Origin of the sequence: Peptoniphilus faecalis (genome assembly GCF_012976305.1) — a bacterium.
Classification (GTDB): Bacteria; Bacillota; Clostridia; order Tissierellales; family Peptoniphilaceae; genus Peptoniphilus_A; species Peptoniphilus_A faecalis.
Genome location: NZ_JABDSR010000008.1, coordinates 110,647 through 131,954 on the forward strand (window position 1 = coordinate 110,647; position 21,308 = coordinate 131,954).

Genomic DNA, 21,308 nt, shown 5'->3' on the forward strand with positions numbered 1-21,308 from the left:
ATGGAAGTATGGTTAACACATCAAGGTGAGAGGTTGAGGCTCCCAATCACTCCCTTTTATAACATAGAGGAGCCACAAAATAATAATACAGAGACCTTAAACGAGGTTGGGACTGTAAACCTAAAAGGTAAAAAAGGACTTAAAAGTCTTACAATTGAGAGTTTTTTCCCAAGTAAGGAATATGATTTTTTAGAATCTAGCGATGTTATCCTAGATCCCTTTTATTATGACGATAAAATCAGAAACTGGGCAAACTCTGGCGAGCCTATAAGACTGATAATCACAGAAACACCTCACAACTTCGAGGTCTTAATTGACAGTTACACAAGTGGAGAACAAGACGGGACAGGCGACGTCTATTACAGTCTTGCCCTTAGTGAGTATGTAAGGATAGAAGCTACAGAGTATGAGCCACCAGAAATCAAAAGGACAATAAAGGCAAATGACATTAAGAGGTTTGCTGGACTGGTGGCACCTACTGCGGCACTTTTGACAATTGGGAAATACGACACAGTCTGGTCTTTAGGGAAAAAAATTACTGGTAATGGTAAAAATGGAAAGCAACTCCTAAAGCAAAGTGGTCTTAAAAAGTTAATCGCTGGGAAAGGTATCAAGCTATGAAACTAATACTTAATGGCAAAGATATTTCCCAATTTTATAACGAGATAACTTGGAGCGGCGACAAGGGACAAGCGGCAAGACAATTGGGCTTTGGGGTGGTTGTAAGTGGTACTGATAAAAATCTTCCACAAATTACAGTACCAATGAACGCTAAAGGCCAACTAATAAATAATGATGGAGCAGTTTTATTTGATGGTTATGTATTTAGCAAGGAAAAATCAATCGACAACAATATTATGTCTGTAACTTGTCTTGATAAGCTTATACTTGCAAATAAGAGCAAGGGGACTTTTAATTTTGAGAAGAAGACGCCAGATGCTATTGCAAAGGAAGCTTTTGGGAGCATTGGTTTAAGTGTTGGAAAGGCTGAAAGCGGAAGTCCTATTGATAGAAAATTTGACCTGGAAACAATTTATAATGTCGTTTTTACTGCCTATAAAATGGAAAATGAAAAGACTGGTAAGCCTTATATAATACGCATGAACAACGGGAATGTTGACATAGTAGAGCAAGGTAAGATTGTTGCCAAGTATGTCCTTGATGGGAAAAGTAATTTATACAATGCGACTTATGGAGAAAATTCTGAAAACGTGGTGTCAAAGGTTAAGATGTTTGATACTGAAGGCAAAGAAATAGGTGAGGTTACTAATAATGTTGAGGGTGGAATTGTAGAAGTCTACCGACAGGAAAAAGATGAGGACCCAGAGGCGAGAGCCAAGGGAATGTTAAAGGATATAGAGAGGACTGCAAGTGTAAGAGTCAAGGGAGATTTTGATTTAATTACAGGTAATGCGGTCATCATCAAGGAGCCTTTTACTGGTCTAAATGGTAAGTTTTACATCATCTCCGACAAGCACACCTTTGCTAATAATTATCATGTTGTGGATTTGGAGCTTTCTTATGATAATGTCATGGAGGATATTGATACTTCTACTGATACAGAAACTGATAGTTCTACAAGTGTAAAAGCCTCTGGTAGCACAGCACAAAAAGCGGTACAAATTGGGGAAAGTGTTAAAGGGACTAAATACAAGTGGGGTGGAACTGACCCTAAAACTGGTGTCGATTGCTCTGGTTTTGTAACCTGGGCTTTTAAACAAGCAGGGGCAAATATACCTGGCAGAATAACATCTGCTGGTATTAGGAGCAATCCAAAGGCTCTAGGTTTTAAAGAGATACCTTTCAACGAACGACAACCTGGCGACGTCCTCTGGCAAAAGGGACATGTTGCCATGCAATATGATGCCACAAGGATAATTGAGTCTGGTGGAGTTAGTAAAAGGATAATGGGATATAGCGGTGTTTGTGTAAGTAATCAAAAAGGTAGGACCTTTTCTAAGGCTTATAGGTATGTAGGGGGTTAAGATGCAAGAAAAACAAAATGGAGCACAAGAAATTGTAAACTTATTTGATCCTAGTCCAGAAATTGAGGTCTTACCCTACTGTGAGACTGGAGAGGTTATAAGTCCATTGCCTGACCTAGTAGTTAAGGTTAGGGACATCGACTATAAGAAAAACAACATCAAGCTTGACGAATACTGGGTCAAGGGTCATGAAAGGGAAATAGAAATCCCTATGGCACAACTAACTGGTAGTGACAGTCACGGTGATGGTCACATAGCAGGGGCTTTTCCCAAGGCAAAAATTATATTTAAAGACGAGTTGAAAGCGGGCGATTTGGTGGCTTGTTTACAGTCAAAGGACAAACAGACTCTCTATGTAATCTATAAGATAGCGAGGTGGTAAGTATGGCAGATTTTTATCCTTTTATGGATCCTCAATTAATTAGAGAAAACTTTATAGAGACACCAATAGCTAAGGAATATGCCTATGATATGGACACAGCGAGATTTAAGACAAAAGACGGGAAGATGTACTTTGTCTACGAAAACGAGGCTTTGAAGGTAAAACTTTGGAAACTCTTTATGTCGGAGAGATATCGTTGGGTAGTCTTTCCTTGGTCCTATGGCCATGAGTTAGAAACCTTGATAGGTCAAGCTTATACCCAAGGCTATGTAAACTCTGAGGCTGAAAGATTTGTTAAAGAAGCTATAAAAAGAGCCTTGGAAGATTACATTATAAGACTAGAAGAATTTAAGGTTAATTTTGATGAGGGAACTCTATATATAGATTTTAGGGCGATTACAATTTATGGAAAACTAGAAATGAATAACTTGAATATTAGGAGGTGAGTAGATGCAAGAAAAGACGCAAGAAGAATTTTTAAGAGTAATGCTTAACAATTTGAGCAATACTGAGGATAAGTCACCTAATAGTTTTAGTTATGATATTTTATCGGCGGCGGCAATAGTCTTTGAAGACTTCCAAAGGATTATCCTGGAACTTTTTAAAAAATTTGACGTCATGAATTTAGAAGATGAGGAACTTGATGCTAGGGTCTTACAAATAGCAGGAATTAAGAGAAAACAAGCTACACAGTCTACTGGAGAAGTAACGATTACGGGGATACCTAAGACAGTGATACCTAAAGAGACGATTTTTTTGGCAGGTAGTGTTGAATTTACAATTGACCAAGATTATGTAATACCTGAATCAGGAAATATCATAGTTGCGGTTAAGTCTGTTGTTCATGGTGGAGATGCCAATGTTTTACCTAATGCAATTGACAAGATAAGTCCTCAAATAATGGGAGTAGATAATATATCCAATGCCAAGAAAATTATGAATGGGTACGACCAAGAAACTGATGACGACTTAAGGGAGAGGTACCTGGAGAAGCTACTCCACCCGCCAAAGGCTGGAAACCCTGCACACTATAAGCTATGGGCTACTGAGGTTGATGGAATTTGGAACGCTAAAGTCTTTAGGACTTGGCAAGGTGGAGGAACTGTCAAGGTTGTGGTTATAGGGCTTAATAGAAAGGCAGTAGGACCTGACCTTATAGAAAAGGTCAAAAAGCACATCCTGGAAGAAGCTCCTATAAGGTATGAGAGCCTAACAGTCGAGAGTGCGACTACAAAAAAAGTTAAAGTCGATGTAAAAATTAAACTCACTCAAAATGCCAACTTAATCGAGGTTAAGGAAGAAATAAAAGACAGGATAGAAAAATATTTTTATAGTATATCCTTTAAAGAAAATATTGTTTCTTATGCAAAAGTGGGAGCGGAAATTTTAAAGGTCAATGGTGTAAGTGATTATGACGAGTTAAAGCTTAATGGAAGTATAGGGAATGTAAATATGAAAGAAACGGAAGTACCAGAAATTGAAAGCTTGGGGGTGATTATGAGTGAATAATATGCAAGTGGTAGAAAAAAACCGAGTGTTAAAAGAGAGTTTAATATCAAGGCAAGTTTATTGTGCTTTGGAAAATACAAAAGAGGTTGTAGCTAGATCTTATAAAAGAATTCCAGTGTATTTTACAGAGCCATCAAATGGACAAGTTCAAAATAGCAAGGATATTGAATTTCCAATTGCCCAAGAGGATTGGGGTAATATCACAAAGATTAGCCTTTATGATGCTCTAAGTGGTGGCAACAAGATTTGGGAGGGCACTCCCGAAGTAGTTAAGTCCATAGGAGTAGCCAGTCAATATAAGATACCTAGGGGTTATATGATTATAAGGTTGAGATAGTATGGGAAAGTTAATTTTTGAATCTAGCTATGGCACGGTAAATAAAAAAACCTGGTCTAGTTTAAGAAATAATCAGTGGCAAGATTTTGCCCTGATCCTTATGGAGATAAGCCAAGACCTACAAGTCAAGGGTGTAAAAGTTGATAGGGGTAAAGTAGAGATGGAGGCAGACACAGAATTTGGCGATGTTTCTATTTTAGTTTCTGAAATTATGGGAAAAATTCTATTGCTTGAAGATGAAACAGACATGCAGGTGGCAATCTTTGTTTCTGCTATTAATTTCTTTGAAATGCTGATATACTTCTTGCCTTGGTATGACAAGATAAATCCGACTTTTATAAATCTGTGCAGAGTTCTAGATATATCTTATAGGTACATGGAAGAGCAAGTAGCAAGGGTGGATAGAAACCTTAACCTTGACAGTGCTATAGAGATGTTGCCTTATTTTGAGGAGCGACTTGGTATAAGGACAGATCCAGATATATCCTATAAGCAGAGAAGAAGGCAGATACAAGCAGTCTTGAACCTTATGCACAAGCAGACTGACGAGGAAGCTATAAAAGGCTTATGTAGTGCCTTTTCTAATAATAATGCTGGGGTTGAGGTTTTAAAAACAGAAAATCCTTATGTCTTTGAAATACGCTTTGTGGCAAATGGCTTACCCAATAATCTTGATGAGTTTGAGCGTATGCTTAGAATTAACATGCCAGCAGACCTGAACTGGATATTTACCTACACTCAAAGGACTTGGAAGGAAGCTACAAAGGATATGAGATGGCGAGATTTAGAGCCTATAACTTGGAAAAGTTTTAATGAATATAAGGGGTGATGATGAGTGCAAAAAACAAAAAATTATAATTTAAACAAGCCAGAGCCAGATGATTATGTCATCGTAGGTGACTTAAATTACAACATGGACGAGATTGACAAGCTTATAAAGGCTGTCAATGATGCCTTGGAAGTATTGAGTACAAATGGAGTCAATCTTTTAGACCTTTTAAAGAAAAAGGCTGATTTAGATAATAGAGGCAAGGTTTTAGTTAGTCAACTACCTGACCTTGACGTTTATAAGGATGTCTTGATGTATGAGGCAAGGGGGAACTTTCCATATACTGGGAATAGCAAAAAACTTTATGTTGACATGGCTGGGAGTAAGATATATAGGTGGACTGGGTCTACTTATGTTGAGTTATCTCCACAGCTTAAAATTGGAGAAGTTAAGGGAACTGCCTTTGATGGTGCAAGGGGCAAGGCTCTGGAAGATGCTATGAAAGACAGGTACACAAAAAAAGAGGTTAATGACCTCTTAAATGCTTATAAAAAAGAAATAATTGAAGAAATACACAGTGACATTATAGAGCAAATACTTGCTTATAGTTAAGGAGTGATAATATGGCAAAATTAAAATTTGATAGGAGTATACTAATAAATTTAGACACTGATAACAGCACATCAGTACCGAGTGATGAGGTTTGGAAAGGGACATTGTTATATAGGGCAGGCAGTAGTGTACAATATAGAATAATATCACTTGATTCTAGATTTAGTAATGGGATTTCCCTTAATGTAATACTAGGGGGGGGGTACCAAACTAACAAATGTAGTTTTTACAGGTGTTGTATTCAAAGTAGTGTAGTCCCTTTCGCTAAGGAGGTGTCCTTAGCATGAAGCTAAAAAGAACAATTGCAGCATCATTAAAAGAAAATGAAAAAATACAAGTACCAGACGGAGAATTATGGGTTGGTTATATTGATAACAACATGGTAGTAGAAATTGTTGGAGCAGGTACATCAAAAGTCGGTCACTGGGGGTATGGTCATGCATTAGCAAATGCAAGTTTTAGTAAGCCGACAAATATTGACACTGGTAGAACCAGAAGGTTTTATGCAACTCCAGGGTCTCAAATTGCTGTAGAATTTAGCAATACATTTACGGCAACTTTTGCCTTTACTTGCTTGGTATTTGATATTTCTAAGGAGGTAAGTAATGTATAAAATAATACAATGTGGCTGTGAAATAATTTGGGAGCCACAAGATAGGAATTTAGGTTTTAAAATTGTGGAAGAAGTTACAGGAAAAAAGGGAACAGTTGATAACCCTGTCCTAGTAACTGAAGAAGAAAGGGAAGAAATCCATAGGCTATATGCCGAAAGGAATAATGACCCAGTAGAAAAACCTAAGGAAGAAGTCGAGCCAAATAAGATTGAAAAAGAATTAGAAGAATTTAAAATCCAATCTGCTATGGCACAAGCAGAAATCTACGAAAAATTAGAAAGTGATAAGTTAATTTTAATGTCAGCACTTGCAGAAAGCTTTGAAGCAAATTTAGGAGGTATTTAAATGGTAGCAGTATATGTATATCTAATCAAAATGGGAAAGAGAACAATCGAACAAGTACCAACAATTTTAAGAGATGAAGTGGCTAAGGCTCTTGAAAATGAAAAATAAAATAGGTTTAGTAGTAGCACTCTTTGGGAGTGTTTTTTTAATACTAAAATTGAAGTGGAGAGGGGGTGTAGAAATGGACGTAGTATACGCAACACTTATCATCTATGGTAAAAGAACTTTTGCTCAAGTACCTATGTCACTAAAAGAAAGAACTAAAAAGTGTCTTGAAGATTTAGGCATGGGAGAACTTGCAAAGGAAGAAGAATAATTAATAGGGAAGCTTAGGCTTCCCTAAATTTTTGCAAAAAATAAGGTAACATCTTGGGAAATGAAAATATTTCTGTGATATAATAATTTCAAGGACATACAGATGGTTCAGGTGATATTGCAGAATAGATGATTCTACTATGCAACATTATTTTTTTATCAAGTATTTAAGTTTAGCCATTGTGTTTTTTGCACAAAGGATTATTCTTGAAAAATGCACTTATGCACAAGTGCCTAAGGTTTTAAAACCTAGAGTAAAAGAAATTCTATACTTATTTTAAGTAAATAATTACAAAAATTAGATAATGGAAAAAGATATAAGAGATAAATTTAAAACGAGCCTTGATTTACGTGTTAATACGTGGTAAAATATAATTGTCAGGAGGTAGGTATACATGCCGATGACACAAGATGAAATGGTCAAGCTACTAAAAAAGAATGGTTTTGAAGTAGTTAAAGGCGGAAAGGGCAGCCATATTAAAATGACAAAGCCCGGACTGAAAAGACCTATTATCATTCCACATGGAGAACTCCAAAAGGGTACTGAACGTGGAATCCTAAAAGAGGTGGGGCTTTAAATAGCCCTACTCCTTATATAAGAAAGGTGGTAATTATGTTAGTTTCTTATCCGGCGATATTTTATTATAGCCCAGAAGAAAAAGGTTATTATGTTTATATACCAGATATTGAAGGGGCAGGAACTCAAGGTAATTCAATTGAAGATGCTTTATTAATGGCAAGTGATTATTTGGGTATTATGGCAAGTTCAATTATAGAAAATGGAGAAACACTTCCCAAAAAATCAAACATAGGGGACTTGTCTGTTGAAGATAATTTTCCATTTAAAGACGATGACGAATTTAATAATTTTTATGATTACTCTAAATCTTTTATTTCTTTAGTATATGTTGATTTAAAAGATTATTTAGGAAGTCAAGAACTTGTTAAAAAGACATTATCTATACCAAAGTGGAGTAATGATCTGGGAAATAAATTGAATTTAAATTTTTCTAAGCTTTTGACAGAAGCTATTGTAAATATCGCTAAAAATTAAAAATTCAGAATTAATGTTAAAACACTCTTTTTTAAGGGTGTTTTTTTAATGGAAAGGGTGAGTTAATGGAAAATGAAAAGATAACGGATCATGAAATAAGAATCTCAAAGTTAGAAGAGAATGACAAGACGCAGGACAAGCGAATTGAAATGCACGGAAAGCAAATCGATGAACAAAAAGAATTAAGCAGAAGGCAAGACTTAAATATAGAGATTATAAAAAAAGACCTATCGAACATTGACAGGACGACGAAGAAAACTGACGACAAGATAGACAAGCTTTATAGCGAGAGGATATCCGACCACTATATAAAGCCAAATGAGAGAACAAAGAATTTTATAGATGCAATAATAAAAGTAGCTATTGGCATTTTTATAGGTGCATTTATATATTTTCTGTTCCCAATGCTTAAATAGGAGATGATATTAATGTTAGATAAAAATAAAGTAGAGCAGTTTATAAACGCTGCTATGAAATATAAGGGAGATAATTATTCGCAACCTAGACGTATGCAGAAAGGATATAGTGACTGTTCATCACTTATTTATAAAGGATTAAGAGACGCTAAACTTTTAGACTTATCAAAGACAGACAGAACTATCTCAACTAAATATATATTAGATGGAGATCCACGTTTTACTGAAATTCCTAAAAAAGAACTACAAAGAGGAGATATCCTATGGGGTGGAGAATACAGAGGAAGTAAATGGGATGGACACGTTGCAATTTATCTTGGAGATGGTAAGACATTAGAAGCTAGATACAAAGAAGGAGTTTGCATTTATGTTAATCGTGCATATTTTAAAAAGGTTTATAGGATAAAGACATTAATGCAAGGAATAGAAAAGAAAGAACCAATTGTTAAAGCAACTCCGCAACCAAAGCCAGTATATAATTATTTAACTATTATGGGCAAAAAAAGTAAAATAAGCCCTCAAGTAATAGACGGTGTTTCATATGTGCAATTAGGAAGTATGATGGTGCCAGTTCGCAAGTTTTTTGAAGAATTAGGATATGATGTTAAATGGACAAGAGAAAAAGGAATAGAAATAGAATAAAAAGTCAATACAGTAAATTTATAGTTACTCTAGTTATATTGTTAAATATTTTATTTACTGTTATCGTACTCTTTATTTTTGCAAAAACAGGAACAGAGCCAAGCACTTTAATAGGAGCTTGGTTTTCATTTACCACAGTTGAACTATGGAGTTTATCAAGAATAAAGAAAAAGAAAATAGAAAAAGAAATACATGAAATAAAAAGTCAAAATGACGAATACCAAGGAGGCTAAAAAATGACTATAAATAATATTTTTTATGTGATTTTAAGTATTATATCAGTTTTAATTACTGGAGTTTTAATCCCTTATTTAAAAAATAAAAACGCACAAAACAAAACAGAAAATATTTTAAATTCAGTAGAAATTGCAGTAAAAGCAGCAGAGCAGATATATAAAGAATCAGGAAAAGGTGAATTAAAAAAGGAATATGTATTAAGACGCTTGCAAGAAATGGGACTTAAATTATCAGAAAAAGAACTTGATGACATGATAGAAGCAAGTGTATTAGAATTAAACAAATGGAAAAAAGAACTGAAAAATTAAGTGATTAGTCGTCATTTTAACTTGGTACAATTTGTATTCAAGTTGGCAGAGAGTTCTTTGTCACGATTACACATTTTTTATATGTTGTGCATGGTAAAAGCCTAGGATTTATCGTCCTGGGCTTATTTTTTTATAATTTGAAATTTAAGAAAATGGAAACCTAAAACAATATTAATGCAAAATTCTAAGATAGAAATTAAACAGATCAAAAAAGAAAAAAATTAAAGTTGATGTATAATTATAACTATGCAACTTGTAAAACTATAATTTTTTGTGTGTTTAATGATTTGCTTGGGTTTCCCGCACCATCAATATCCACACAGTCTAACATTTTTAGTTGGACTGTTATTTTTTTGTCTTTATAGATTATTTTGTCGATAAAATCTTTTAAAATATTGAGAAAGTTGGCGAAAACATATAATTATAAATATTTACAATTCAATTACATTTATAACAATCTACTAAAATATCTTTTTTAAAATTTTCTATGGAGTATAATATAAAGGTAATGGGAGGAATCATGAGGAAGACATTTAAAATATTTTTTGCATTTATAATTATAATTTTAATTTTCATATATATTTCGGGATTGTATTTTTTTAGAGATAGATTTATGCCGAGAACTTACATCAATGGATACGATTTTGGACTTACGAAAATTTCTGAATTTGAGAAAAATTATAGCGAACTTTCTAAAAATTTTGTGTTAGATATTGTCGCAAAGGACAAGAAAAATAACGACAAAATCACAGCAGAAGAAATAAAATTTGAAGATAATATTGGTGGTGGATCTATAAAACAAACTCCGCTTTATTGGCCAGTGGCATCTTTAGTCGACAAAAAATATCAGTTGGACACAAATTTAAAATATGACGATGTGGCACTTACTGAAAGACTAAATAATTTAAATCCAGTTAAAAATGAATCAATTCATTCTAAAGATGCGAAAGTTGTTTTTGACAAGGGTGAATTTAAGGTAGAGAAAGAAGTTCATGGAGACTTCGTAAAGCAGGCTGAATTAAGAAGGGCAATAATATCTCATTTCGCAGACAAAAAAGAAAAGTTAAATCTTGAAAAAGAAAATCTTTATATAGAACCAAGAATTATAGCTGATAGCCAGTACATCAAAAATCAATTGGAATCCTATAAAAATCTTTTTACAAAGAAAATAATTTTTGACTTTGACGATAGGAAAGAGGAAGTTACGGGACAGAGTATTATAGCAATGTACTCAAAATCTGATGATGGAACACTTGTTATTGATGAAAACAAAGTTGCGAAATTTGTGGAAAATCTTGCAGCAAAGTACGACACTTTTAGAACTTCAAGAATTTTTAACACAACTGGCATTGGCAAGGTAAAAGTCGATGGGGGAATTTATGGTTGGTTGACAGATAGGCCAAAGACAAGAGCTGAAGTTATTGCGGCACTGAATAAAGATGAAGTTGTTACAATAAAACCAATTTATAGACAAGATGCAGTTTCAAGAACAGTAAACGATATAGGAAACACTTATATTGAAGTGGATCTTGCGAGACAAAAATTATGGTATTACAACAAGGGCAATCTTGAGCTAGAAACTAATATAGTTTCGGGAAATCCAACTCTTGGAAATGGAACGCCAACGGGTACAGATAGAATTTGGTCTCGTGAAAGAGACAGATTTCTAACGGGAGAAAATTATCGTTCTAAGGTAAATTATTGGCTTCCAATAAACTGGTCTGGAATAGGACTTCACGATGCGACATGGAGATCAAACTTTGGAGGAAATATTTATTTATCTAGTGGATCTCATGGCTGTATAAATATTCCACCAGCAGTTATGAAAAATCTTTTTGACAAAACTTTTAATGGAATGCCAGTTATAGTTTATAATTCAGCAACGCAAAAAGTTCCTGATACAATAGCGACACAGGAAGGGACACAAACAAATCAAGGGCAGGTACAATGACAATTATAAAAGTCAATTGATAATTAATATAGATTGAACATAAAATCCTTGCAAAAAATTTAACAAGTGTTATAATTAATTTAAGAAATAAATAATAATTTTAAATCTTCAGGGAAGGGTGCAAATCCCAACCGGCGGTAAAGTCCGCGAGCGAAAGCCGAATTGGTGAGATTCCAATACCGACAGTAGAGTCTGGATGAGAGAATGATTTAAACTTTCACACCCCGAAGGTTCGGGGTTTTTTTATGCCCCAACAGGAGGTAAAATGAATAAAGTAAACTCAAGCACAATGATAAGAACGAAAGACATGACAAAAATTGGAATGTTATCTGTAATTGGTTTTATATTAATGTATTTTCAATTGCCACTTACCTTTGTAGCACCACCATTTATGAAGCTAGATATATCAGATTTGCCAGTTCTCCTTGGTGCCTTTACTATGGGACCAGTTTTTGGAATAATAATTGCAGCATTGAAAAACATTCTTGCATTAATATTTAAGGGAACAATTACAGCGGGCGTTGGCGAACTATCAAACTTTATAGTTTCAGCAACTTTTGCTTTTGTATCAAGCTACATTTATAGAAAACATAAAACATATAATTGGGCAGTTGTCTCACTAACAGTAGGAGTTCTTTTTATGACAGTACTTGCCATGATGTCAAATTACTTTATAGTATTTCCACTTTATGGTAAGGTAATGCCAATGGAAGCTATAATAGCAATGGGTTCAGCCATCACATCGAAAATCACAGGACTTTTTACAATGATGATTTATTCTGTGCTACCTTTTAATTTAATTAAGGGATTTACAACATCAGCTGTGATGATGTTAGTTTATAAAAAAGTTAGCCCATTATTTAAAAACTAATTGGTTTTTAATAAAGTTTATGCAAGTTGTCTTTTGACAACTTGTTTTTTTGTCTTCATATAATATAATTTAATCAAAAGGAAAAGGAGAGGTATAAAAATGAAAATTTTATGTGCAGGTCCAACATCAATCGACGATGAAGTAATGGCGTTAATGGGAAAATCTTTTACAAACCCAGACATCGATCCCGAGTATGAAAAAATACATAGGAGAGTGGAAAGAAAGATATCTAAACTTTTAAAGACGGAAGCAACTTCTTTTATAATGCTTGGAGAAGGCATGATTGGACTTGAAGCAGCTATATGCAACCTAGTGGAAGCAGGAGATAGAGTTCTTGTGTTAAACAATGGAGTTTTTGGAGCAGGTTTTGCCGATTTCGTAAAATTTTATGATGGTGTGGCACAAATTTATGAAGATGACTTTAGGCGTGGTTTTGATATAGAAAAATTAAAAAATTTTTTAGCAAAGGATCACGACTTTAAAGTTGCTACAATGGTGCATTGTGAAACTCCATCAGGGATAACAAATGATGTAAAGAGCATTTGCAACCTACTAAATTCCTACGGAATAATCACAGTTGTAGACACGGTATCAGGCATGGGTGGAGAAGATTTTGATTTTGACGATTATAAAGTGGACATAGCAATTGGCGGAAGTCAAAAATGTATATCAGCACCTACTGGGCTAACACTTGTAACAATATCTGAAGATGCAAAAAAGGTGATAGCAAATAGAAAAAAACCAGTGCCAAGCTACTACATGAATTTTTTAAACTATTATGATTATTCCGACGGGTTTGCCTTTCCCTATACAATGAATGAAAATCTAACTTATGCATTAGATCTTGCGCTTGATAAGCTCTTTGAAAGGGACTCTGTAGCGTTACACAAAAAATACGCAGAAGTAACTAGAAAAATATTTGAAGATGCAGGTTTTGAACTTTATGCAAAGGATTCAAGAGCTAACACATTAACGGCAGTAATGGTGCCAGAAGGTTTTATAGCAGAAGACATATTAGAAGCATTGAGAAAAAGGGGAATACTAATATCAAAGGGAGCAGGAAATATCTTTGAAAAAGTTTTTAGAATAGGGCATATGGGAAATAATATCTCTTATGAAAATTTCTTGGAACTTTATGAAAAGCTAGATGAAGTGTTTAAAGAACTTGGCATTAAAACGAAAATTTCTTTGAAAAAAGAATTTGAAAAATTAATGGAAAAATAAAATTTTAATCTCTCTATTTAATTCAATAATTAGAAAGATTGTAGCAAAATCCATAGTTTATAAAAGAAAAGAAATATTATTTTGAGATAAATTTAAACTCCATGTTCCTTTAAGGTTTATTATTTATCTTCTTTAATGATATAATGAATTTAATAATACTTTGAGGTGTTTTATGGATTTTAATATAAATGAAGATTTGGGAGATTTTTTTTATGACGAGCCAATGCTAAATCATACATCCTTTTGTGTTGGTGGGCCTGCTAAGTTGTTGATAAAGCCAAAGGACGAGGATTCCCTGGTTGAAATTATAAAGGAAATTAAAAGAAATAATTATAAATTTTATATTCTTGGAAATTGCACAAATGTAATTGTAAAGGACAATGGATTTGATGGCATTATTATTAAACTTAAAAACAAGTTAAGGGATATAAAAAAAGTTGGAAATACAGAAATTTATGCAGGTGCTGGAGTGAGCCTAAAAAAAGTGAGTGAATTTGCAATGGAAAATTCTTTAACGGGTCTTGAATTTGCACATGGCATACCTGGTTCTCTTGGCGGTGGTGTTGTCATGAATGCTGGTGCCTACGATGGCGAGATGAAAAATGTGATTAAAAGCGTGAGACTTCTTGATGAAAATTTAAGGATTATCGAACTCTCAGGCGAAGACATGAGTTTTTCTTATAGGCATTCTTTAGTACAAGAAAGGGATTTAATTGTTCTAGGAGCAACCTTTGCTCTTTCCCATGGCGACAAAGATGAGATAAAAGAAAAGTATGAGGAATTTGACAGAAGGCGTGCAGAGAAACAACCTCTCGACAAGCCTTCAGCAGGTTCAACTTTTAAGAGACCAAAGGGATATTTTGCCGGGAAACTAATTGATGATTCTGGCCTCAGAGGATTTACTCACAATGGTGCAGGTATCAGCGAAAAACACTGTGGATTTGTTGTGAATAAAGACAATGCAAGTGCAAAAGATGTCCTTGAAACTATTGAAATTGTGCAAAAAGTTGTGCAGGATAAATTCGGCGTAAAGATGGAGCGAGAAGTTAAAATCATTGGTGATTGATTTGAATTTTGGTGATTAAATGGAACTTATAATTATTACTGGGATGAGTGGATCGGGCAAGTCCTATGCTCTAGATGTTTTTGAAGATTTGGGATATTATGCAATGGATAATCTAGCGCCAGCGCTACTTCCAAAATTTTGTGAAATGGCTCTAGATGCAAAGAGCAAAAACTTTGATAAAGTTGCTGCTGTTGTCGATCTTAGAAGCGGTGAGTTTTTTAATTCTTTTTTCTCTGCCTGTGAAGATTTAAAGGGAATGAATGTAAAGACTAAGCTTTTATTTCTCTACGCAGACATGGAAACTATTATTGCAAGATATAAGGAACTTAGAAGACCTCATCCAATGAGTAGTTCCATTGTCCAAGGGTATAAATTTGAAGAAAAGACCCTTGAAAAAGTAAAAAAAGACGCCGATTTTGTAATTGATACAACGGGTCTTTCTACTAAAAATTTGAGAACACAACTTATGGCATTTATATCTTATGATGAAAAGGATAATTTTGCTATTGAAGTTTCTAGTTTTGGTTATAAAAGAGGAATTTTAAAAGATGCTGACATTGTTTTAGATGTTAGATTTTTGCCAAATCCTTTTTATGTCGAAGAACTAAAAAGTTTAAATGGCAAAAGCGAAGAAGTAAAAAATTATGTAATGAAAAGGGATGTTACAAAAGAGTTTATCAAAAAGACTATTGATTTACTTGAATTCTTGATTCCAAATTATATGGCGGAGCAAAAGAGGGTTCTTACAATTGGAATTGGTTGTACTGGTGGCTTTCATAGATCAGTAGTAATTGCTGAAGAAATTGGAAGAATTTTGAAAGAGGAATATAAATCTACTTATATATCTCACAGAGATATGGAGAAAAATTTATGGAAAAAAAGATAGCAGTTCTTGGTGGAGGTACAGGAATCTCCACTATTTTGCGTGGACTAAAACATCATACAAAAAACATTTCTGCAATTGTATCTATGTCTGATGACGGAGGCGGAAGTGGAATTTTGAGAGAAGAACTTAATATTTTGCCACCAGGTGATGTAAGGAGATGCCTCATAGCACTTTCAAACACCGATGAAACTTTAAAAGACTTATTAAATTATAGATTTAATTCAGGAACTTTAAAAAATCAAAATGTTGGAAATATTTTGATTGCAGCCTTGACTGATATTTTTGGATCCTTTGATAGGGCTCTTATCGAAATGAGCAGTGTATTTAATGTTACTGGGAAAATTATACCTGTTACCTTAGACGAAACTCATCTAGTGGCAGAATTTCTTTCTAAAGACAAAGTTGTTGGTGAGTCTTATATCCCGAAAATGTGTTATAGACTTAATACTAAAATCGAAAAAATGAGTATGATTCCTCATTACCCAAGGGCAAACAAAGAGGCTTTAAAGGCGATTTTAGATGCCGACATAGTAATTATTGGGCCCGGTTCACTTTACACATCTATTATTCCAAATTTTTTGATTGCAGGAATAGATGAAGCATTAAGAGATACAAAGGCTCATGTAATTTATATTGCCAATGCAATGACACAAAGGGGAGAGACAAAAAATTATTCATTAAAGGATCATTTCGATGCAATTTTAAAACATTCAAATTATGAATTTATAGACGAAGTAATCGCCAACGACTTTAGAGCAACTAATGATGTATATCAGTATTATTATACTAAAGAAGAATCCACGCCAATTTTTGCAACAGATGATGACAGGACTTATTTCAAAGAGAAAAATGTAGAGTTAACTGAGGGAGACTTCATCGAAATAAAGGATGGATTTATTAGACATGATGGAAATAAAATAGGAGCCAGTATTTTTAAAGCTTCATTGTTGTAAAAAAAATTATAAAATGATATGATTTATTTGTTAAAGGAGGATACAATGAGGAAATATAGAAAGACAGAACATATAGAAAACTTTCTTCGCTCCACTTATGTCGGCGATGCACTTTTTTCTGATATCTTTTTGTATAATGACTCTATTCCAGAGATAAATTACGACGAAATTGATACAAGTGTTGATTTTTTAAATAAAAGAGTAAAATTTCCATTAATGATTAATGCCATGACAGGTGGCAGCAATCTTTCAGAGGAAATAAATAGAAATCTTGCAAATGTTGCATTAGAATTTGACTTGCCAATGGCTGTTGGTTCACAGACAATTGCACTAGAAGATGAGGATTCTAGAAAATCCTTTGAAATAGTAAGAGAAATTATAAAAGACGGGATTGTAATCTCAAATTTAAGTGGTTTTTCAAGTGTTGAAGACGCTAAAAAAGCTGTAGAACTTTTGCGAGCAGATGCAATTCAAATTCATTTAAACCCTGCACAAGAATTGGTTCAAACAGAAGGGGAAAGAAATTTTTGTGGAATACTTAAAAATGTTGAAGAAATCGTAAAAAAATCTGAAGTACCAGTTATAGTAAAAGAAGTTGGATTTGGTATGTCTCCAAAAACTGTAAAAAAATTATATGACATAGGAGTTAGATATGTGGACATATCTGGCTATGGAGGTACAAACTTTTTTGAAATAGAAAACTTAAGAGACCCAAACTCCGATATATCAGATTTATTTTCATGGGGAATACCTACTGCTTTGTCGCTAATAGAAGCAAAAAGACTTAACCTAAAAGATTTATGTATAATTTCTGCAGGTGGATTAAAAAATTCTATGGACATAGTAAAAAGTATAGTAGCAGGAGCTTCTATGGCTGCAATTAGTGGAGAAGTACTTTCTTATATCGTTCGTGGCGGTTATGAATATACATTAAAATATGTCGACGGAATAATCGAAAAAACAAAGATGTTAATGATGCTTTCAGGTGCAAAAAACATAGCTGAATTACAAAAAGTTGACTATAAAGTTACTGGAAAGCTAAAAGAATTATTGGAGGGCTAAATGAAATTTCTAAAAAAAGAAGAATTCAAAGATTCAAAATGGTCTGCGGGAGTTACTACAGAAGTTTTTATATACCCAGAAAATGCAAATGTTGGAGAAAAAAATTTTGATTTTAGAATTTCCAGTGCAACTTGTAATGAAAAAGTTTCAAATTACACACCTTACAAAGGATTTAACAGATATATCACGCCAATAGATAATGTGATGAACATAGAAACTGCTGGTGAAAAGTTCAAATTAAATCCCTTTGAAGTTTTATTCTTTAATGGAGATGATGATACAAAATCATCAGGCGATGTTAGAGATTTTAACTTAATTTATAAAAAAGGACTTGAAGCAAAAATGTATGCCCTAAACATCAACAACTTTGAATTTACCACAAGAGCTCGAGCAGTAATATTTAATTATGACGCAAATTTAAAAGTAGATGAAAAAGTTTTTGAGAAATTTTCTGCAATATATCTTGAAGGGGAAAAAGTTGAGATAAAGGGAATAGGAAAAATTATAATTTGTGAATTTTAATTTAATATTTAATTTGATGACCAAGACCCTCTTAACAAATACTTTAGTAGAGGGTTTTACTTTTTTTTTAAACCGACCTTAAAAATTTTGAACCTAGCATACATTATAGAAAAGCTGTTGTTTAAAGCAAAGGCGGCATTTATATTGAATTTTGGGAGTGTAGCTATTGAAGAAAAACAAAAACTTAAAATTTATTGCTACTATACTTTTCCTATTTGTTGGATTTTTATTTGTTGACGAAAATTTTATTCAACATGATAGCAATTATAATGAAAGTTTTTTAAATAAAATTGAAGAATTTCTGGATATTTTTGGGAATGAATATGAAGTAACTGCTAATAGTCCCTACTATAAAATAGACAAGAATCCACCACAGTTTTCAGAAGACGATTTAAAAATGAGTCCTGATTTTTCAAATTACTCGGAATTAGATGAACTCAATAGAGTTGGACAAGCCAATGCCCTTATTGGGCCAGACTCCATGCCAAAGGCTCCAAGAGGAGATATTTCAAAAGTTTATCCAACTGGTTGGCATCAAAAATTTTATAAATTTGTGGATGGTGGAGCAGTTTACAATAGATGTCACTTAATCGCATATCAGTTAACTGGAGAAAATGACAATTGGAAAAATCTAATGACGGGTACGAGATCATTTAATACTAAAGGAATGCTTCCCTTTGAAAACTCTGTTGCAAATTATATAAGAGACACTGGGAAAAAGGTTAGATATAGAGTAACGCCGATTTTTGTCGATGACGAATTAGTGGCACGTGGTGTAATTATGGAAGCCTATAGCATTGAAGATGGAGGCAAAAAAATTAACTTCAGAGTTTTTGTAAGAAATATTGAAGAAGGCGTAAAAATAGACTATAAAACTGGAAGGACAAAAATTGATAAAAATAATATTATTAAATAATAAGAAAAATTTTAAAAAGCCCACTGTGGCTTTTATTTTTATGTATTTATAATAGTTGATTTTTGCAAAATAATAAAGTTTGATAAAAATCATAAGACTTATTGACAGTTGTATAACTTGTGTTATAATGCTTAAAGCAAAAAAAGGAGAGTATTATGAGACTTAGAAAAAAACATTTTGCAATCCCTGAAATGCGTGAAAATCCTTATGTATTTTTTGACGGACAAAAAAATAAAGGAAAATGGAGTGAAGTTTTTGGCAACGACAATCCAATTTATCTTGAAATAGGCGCAGGAAAGGGTACATTTACTATAGAGTCAGCAAAGAGAAATAAAGATATAAATTATATAATGGTGGACATTGAAACTAATGCCCTTATTTACGCAACTAGAAAAATTTTAGATGAAGATTTAACAAATGTAAGGGCAATGCCGATAAATGCGGAAAATATTTTAGATTATTTTGACAAAGAAGAGATAAGCAGAATCTATATAAATTTTTGCAATCCTTGGCCAAAATTAAAACATAAAAAGAGGAGATTAACTTATCCGAGATTTTTGGAAAAATATAAAATAATATTAAGGCCAAAATCACAGATATATTTTAAGACAGATGACCTAGAGCTATTTGAAGAAAGTCTCGATTACTTTAAGGACTGTGGCTTTTCTACATTAGTAGAAGATTTTGATATGAAACTCGATGAATATCCACAAAATATAGTGACAGAATATGAAAGAAAATTTAGAAAATTAAATCAAAAAATAAAATTTGGCGTATTCGAGCATTATGTTAACTAATATTTATTTTTAATTGACAATAAACCATGTAAAATATATAATTACTTCAGGAGCTGAAGAGATGGATATTATTGAATTAAAAGAAAAAGTAAAAAAAGGATATGCTATAACAAGGGATGAAGCTATTGAAGTTTATAATAGCGATTATGTTAAGTTGACAGAAGCTGCAGACGAAATTAGAGAGTACTTCTGTGGTAACGACTTTGATGTTTGTACCATAATAAATGCAAAGAGTGGCAGATGTTCTGAGAATTGCAAATTTTGTGCACAATCAGCACATTACAACACAAATATAAAAGAATATGATCTATTAGATGAAGAAACAATTGTAAAGGACGCTCTAGATAAATACAACAGAGGTATTCCAAGATACTCAATGGTAGCAAGTGGAAAGGGACTAACTCCAAAAGACATAGACAAAGTATGCAGCATTACTAGAAAAATATATGAAAAAGCACCAGACATTAAAATATGCCTGTCAGGAGGTATAATTTCTGAAGAATCCTTTGAAAAACTAAAAGATGCAGGAATAAAAAGAATACACAATAACCTTGAAACATCAAGGAAATTTTTCCCGGAAATATGCACAACACATACTTATGATCAAAAGATTGAGACAATCAAAGCGGCACAAAAAGCAGGGATGGAAATATGTTCTGGCGGATTAATAGGACTTGGAGAAGACTTTGAAGACAGAATTGACATGGCATTAGAGTTAAGAAAATTAAAAGTTCACTCCGTTCCAGTAAATTTACTTAACCCGATAAAAAACACACCATTAGAAAACAACAAACCACTTTCTATGGAAGAAGTAAATAGAACTTGTGCCACATTTAGATTTATTCTCCCTAAAGCTTTAATTAGACTAGCCGGAGGAAGAGCTTTAATGGAAGACTTTGGCACATCAACATTAAAATCAGGAGCAAATGCTGCAATATCTGGAGTACTTCTAACAACAAAGGGAATAAGCATAGAAGAAGACATGGAAAGATTTAAAGAACTAAACTATAATGTAAAAGCAGTGTAAAAGAAATCATTAAATATTTATAAGAAAATACTTGACATAAAAAAATAAAAGTAGTAACATATAACAGCTGTAATCAATTCAGCTGTTATTTTTTAAAAAAATTAAAATAAAAAACCAAAAAACAGTTGACATTAAAAAAATAAGATGCTAAACTATAATAGTTGTATCGCAATACAGCAAACTTTTGTAAAAGTTGAGTAAAAAAGAATTTGAAAAAATGTAAAAAAATACTTGACAAAAAAACCTTACAAGAGTATAATAAATAAGCTACTTCAAAAGAGTAGCAAGAAACATGATAATTAAATAGTGTGAAGATAAAAGATTCATAAAGAATCAAGATTCGTAAAAGAATCAAGATTCGTAAAAGAATCAAGATTCGTAAAAGAATCAAGATTCGTAAAAGAATCACAAAGCAAACCAGAAATTCGTTTAGTTGAAAAAACAAATGAGTCATACAAATTTTAATTGAGAGTTTGATCCTGGCTCAGGACGAACGCTGGCGGCGCGC

At 33.2% G+C, this 21,308-nt stretch carries 29 protein-coding genes and 1 riboswitch; all 29 genes read left to right on the forward strand.

What is annotated here, in order from left to right; all coding sequences use genetic code 11:
• The 29 genes from HKO22_RS07085 (at position 1) to bioB (ending at position 20,800) form a co-directional block, all read left to right on the forward strand.
• Positions 1–621 (forward strand): hypothetical protein, encoded by a 621-nt coding sequence (locus HKO22_RS07085; protein WP_169969564.1) that lies wholly within the window; start codon positions 1–3, stop codon positions 619–621.
• Positions 618–1,985, forward strand: coding sequence for an XkdQ/YqbQ family protein (locus HKO22_RS07090; protein ID WP_169969566.1), 1,368 nt, complete (start codon positions 618–620; stop codon positions 1,983–1,985). The genes HKO22_RS07085 and HKO22_RS07090 overlap by 4 nt, the downstream gene beginning before the upstream one ends.
• 1 nt (position 1,986) lies before the next feature.
• On the forward strand, positions 1,987–2,367 hold the full coding sequence (locus tag HKO22_RS07095) for a DUF2577 family protein (protein ID WP_169969567.1): 381 nt from the start codon (positions 1,987–1,989) through the stop codon (positions 2,365–2,367).
• Between the two features lie 2 nt (positions 2,368–2,369).
• Positions 2,370–2,813: a DUF2634 domain-containing protein gene (locus HKO22_RS07100; protein WP_169969569.1), complete on the forward strand. Its 444-nt coding sequence runs from the start codon at positions 2,370–2,372 to the stop codon at positions 2,811–2,813.
• Positions 2,814–2,817: 4 nt separating this feature from the next.
• Positions 2,818–3,876, forward strand: coding sequence for a baseplate J/gp47 family protein (locus HKO22_RS07105; protein WP_169969570.1), 1,059 nt, complete (start codon positions 2,818–2,820; stop codon positions 3,874–3,876).
• 1 nt (position 3,877) lies between these two features.
• Positions 3,878–4,213 carry a phage tail fiber protein gene (locus HKO22_RS07110; RefSeq protein ID WP_456238490.1) on the forward strand — a complete coding sequence of 112 codons (336 nt, stop codon included), beginning with the start codon at positions 3,878–3,880 and terminating at the stop codon, positions 4,211–4,213.
• A gap of 1 nt (position 4,214) precedes the next feature.
• Positions 4,215–5,042: a putative phage tail protein gene (locus HKO22_RS07115; RefSeq protein WP_169969574.1), complete on the forward strand. Its 828-nt coding sequence runs from the start codon at positions 4,215–4,217 to the stop codon at positions 5,040–5,042.
• Between the two features lie 6 nt (positions 5,043–5,048).
• On the forward strand, positions 5,049–5,594 hold the full coding sequence (locus HKO22_RS07120; RefSeq protein WP_169969575.1) for a hypothetical protein: 546 nt from the start codon (positions 5,049–5,051) through the stop codon (positions 5,592–5,594).
• 283 nt (positions 5,595–5,877) lie between these two features.
• Positions 5,878–6,207 carry a hypothetical protein gene (locus HKO22_RS07125; RefSeq protein ID WP_169969577.1) on the forward strand — a complete coding sequence of 110 codons (330 nt, stop codon included), beginning with the start codon at positions 5,878–5,880 and terminating at the stop codon, positions 6,205–6,207.
• Positions 6,200–6,553: a hypothetical protein gene (locus HKO22_RS07130; protein WP_169969578.1), complete on the forward strand. Its 354-nt coding sequence runs from the start codon at positions 6,200–6,202 to the stop codon at positions 6,551–6,553. Before HKO22_RS07125 ends, HKO22_RS07130 begins: the two co-directional genes overlap by 8 nt.
• Positions 6,554–6,661, forward strand: coding sequence for a CD1375 family protein (locus HKO22_RS11010; protein WP_268935713.1), 108 nt, complete (start codon positions 6,554–6,556; stop codon positions 6,659–6,661). It abuts the gene before it with no gap.
• Positions 6,662–6,734: 73 nt separating this feature from the next.
• Positions 6,735–6,869, forward strand: coding sequence for a CD1375 family protein (locus HKO22_RS11015; RefSeq protein ID WP_268935714.1), 135 nt, complete (start codon positions 6,735–6,737; stop codon positions 6,867–6,869).
• A 394-nt stretch (positions 6,870–7,263) separates the two neighbouring features.
• A complete protein-coding gene (locus tag HKO22_RS07135) occupies positions 7,264–7,446 on the forward strand; it encodes a type II toxin-antitoxin system HicA family toxin (RefSeq protein ID WP_169969580.1) in 183 nt (60 codons plus the stop codon).
• 35 nt (positions 7,447–7,481) lie between these two features.
• A complete protein-coding gene (locus HKO22_RS07140) occupies positions 7,482–7,922 on the forward strand; it encodes a type II toxin-antitoxin system HicB family antitoxin (RefSeq protein WP_169969582.1) in 441 nt (146 codons plus the stop codon).
• A 65-nt stretch (positions 7,923–7,987) separates the two neighbouring features.
• Positions 7,988–8,338, forward strand: a complete 351-nt coding sequence (locus HKO22_RS07145; protein WP_169969584.1) for a hypothetical protein — start codon at positions 7,988–7,990, stop codon at positions 8,336–8,338.
• Positions 8,339–8,350: 12 nt separating this feature from the next.
• Positions 8,351–8,980 (forward strand): NlpC/P60 family protein, encoded by a 630-nt coding sequence (locus tag HKO22_RS07150; RefSeq protein WP_169969586.1) that lies wholly within the window; start codon positions 8,351–8,353, stop codon positions 8,978–8,980.
• Entirely contained in the window at positions 8,947–9,213 is a 267-nt protein-coding gene (locus HKO22_RS07155; protein ID WP_169969588.1) for a hypothetical protein, read from the forward strand. Before HKO22_RS07150 ends, HKO22_RS07155 begins: the two co-directional genes overlap by 34 nt.
• 3 nt (positions 9,214–9,216) lie before the next feature.
• The gene (locus HKO22_RS07160; RefSeq protein WP_169969591.1) at positions 9,217–9,525 is read left to right on the forward strand and encodes a phage holin; all 309 of its coding nucleotides are present in this window, start codon (positions 9,217–9,219) and stop codon (positions 9,523–9,525) included.
• A gap of 520 nt (positions 9,526–10,045) precedes the next feature.
• Complete coding sequence (locus HKO22_RS07165; protein WP_169969600.1) at positions 10,046–11,476, forward strand: L,D-transpeptidase family protein; 1,431 nt, start codon at positions 10,046–10,048, stop codon at positions 11,474–11,476.
• Between the two features lie 100 nt (positions 11,477–11,576).
• A riboswitch (FMN riboswitch) is annotated at positions 11,577–11,689 on the forward strand.
• Positions 11,690–11,741: 52 nt separating this feature from the next.
• Entirely contained in the window at positions 11,742–12,347 is a 606-nt protein-coding gene (locus HKO22_RS07170; RefSeq protein ID WP_075659374.1) for an ECF transporter S component, read from the forward strand.
• A 99-nt stretch (positions 12,348–12,446) separates the two neighbouring features.
• Positions 12,447–13,571: a pyridoxal-phosphate-dependent aminotransferase family protein gene (locus HKO22_RS07175; RefSeq protein WP_169969602.1), complete on the forward strand. Its 1,125-nt coding sequence runs from the start codon at positions 12,447–12,449 to the stop codon at positions 13,569–13,571.
• A gap of 172 nt (positions 13,572–13,743) precedes the next feature.
• Entirely contained in the window at positions 13,744–14,637 is an 894-nt protein-coding gene (gene murB / locus HKO22_RS07180; RefSeq protein WP_169969604.1) for a UDP-N-acetylmuramate dehydrogenase, read from the forward strand.
• Between the two features lie 19 nt (positions 14,638–14,656).
• The gene (gene rapZ / locus HKO22_RS07185; RefSeq protein WP_169969606.1) at positions 14,657–15,523 is read left to right on the forward strand and encodes an RNase adapter RapZ; all 867 of its coding nucleotides are present in this window, start codon (positions 14,657–14,659) and stop codon (positions 15,521–15,523) included.
• Positions 15,508–16,476, forward strand: a complete 969-nt coding sequence (locus tag HKO22_RS07190; RefSeq protein ID WP_169969608.1) for a gluconeogenesis factor YvcK family protein — start codon at positions 15,508–15,510, stop codon at positions 16,474–16,476. The genes rapZ and HKO22_RS07190 overlap by 16 nt, the downstream gene beginning before the upstream one ends.
• A gap of 45 nt (positions 16,477–16,521) precedes the next feature.
• The gene (fni, locus tag HKO22_RS07195) at positions 16,522–17,538 is read left to right on the forward strand and encodes a type 2 isopentenyl-diphosphate Delta-isomerase (protein ID WP_169969610.1); all 1,017 of its coding nucleotides are present in this window, start codon (positions 16,522–16,524) and stop codon (positions 17,536–17,538) included.
• Positions 17,539–18,060, forward strand: a complete 522-nt coding sequence (locus HKO22_RS07200; protein WP_169969613.1) for a HutD family protein — start codon at positions 17,539–17,541, stop codon at positions 18,058–18,060.
• A gap of 166 nt (positions 18,061–18,226) precedes the next feature.
• On the forward strand, positions 18,227–18,976 hold the full coding sequence (locus HKO22_RS07205; RefSeq protein WP_075659368.1) for a DNA/RNA non-specific endonuclease: 750 nt from the start codon (positions 18,227–18,229) through the stop codon (positions 18,974–18,976).
• 155 nt (positions 18,977–19,131) lie between these two features.
• Positions 19,132–19,773: a tRNA (guanosine(46)-N7)-methyltransferase TrmB gene (gene trmB / locus HKO22_RS07210; RefSeq protein ID WP_075659367.1), complete on the forward strand. Its 642-nt coding sequence runs from the start codon at positions 19,132–19,134 to the stop codon at positions 19,771–19,773.
• 61 nt (positions 19,774–19,834) lie between these two features.
• Positions 19,835–20,800, forward strand: a complete 966-nt coding sequence (bioB, locus tag HKO22_RS07215; protein ID WP_169969615.1) for a biotin synthase BioB — start codon at positions 19,835–19,837, stop codon at positions 20,798–20,800.
• Positions 20,801–21,308: the final 508 nt, after the last annotated feature.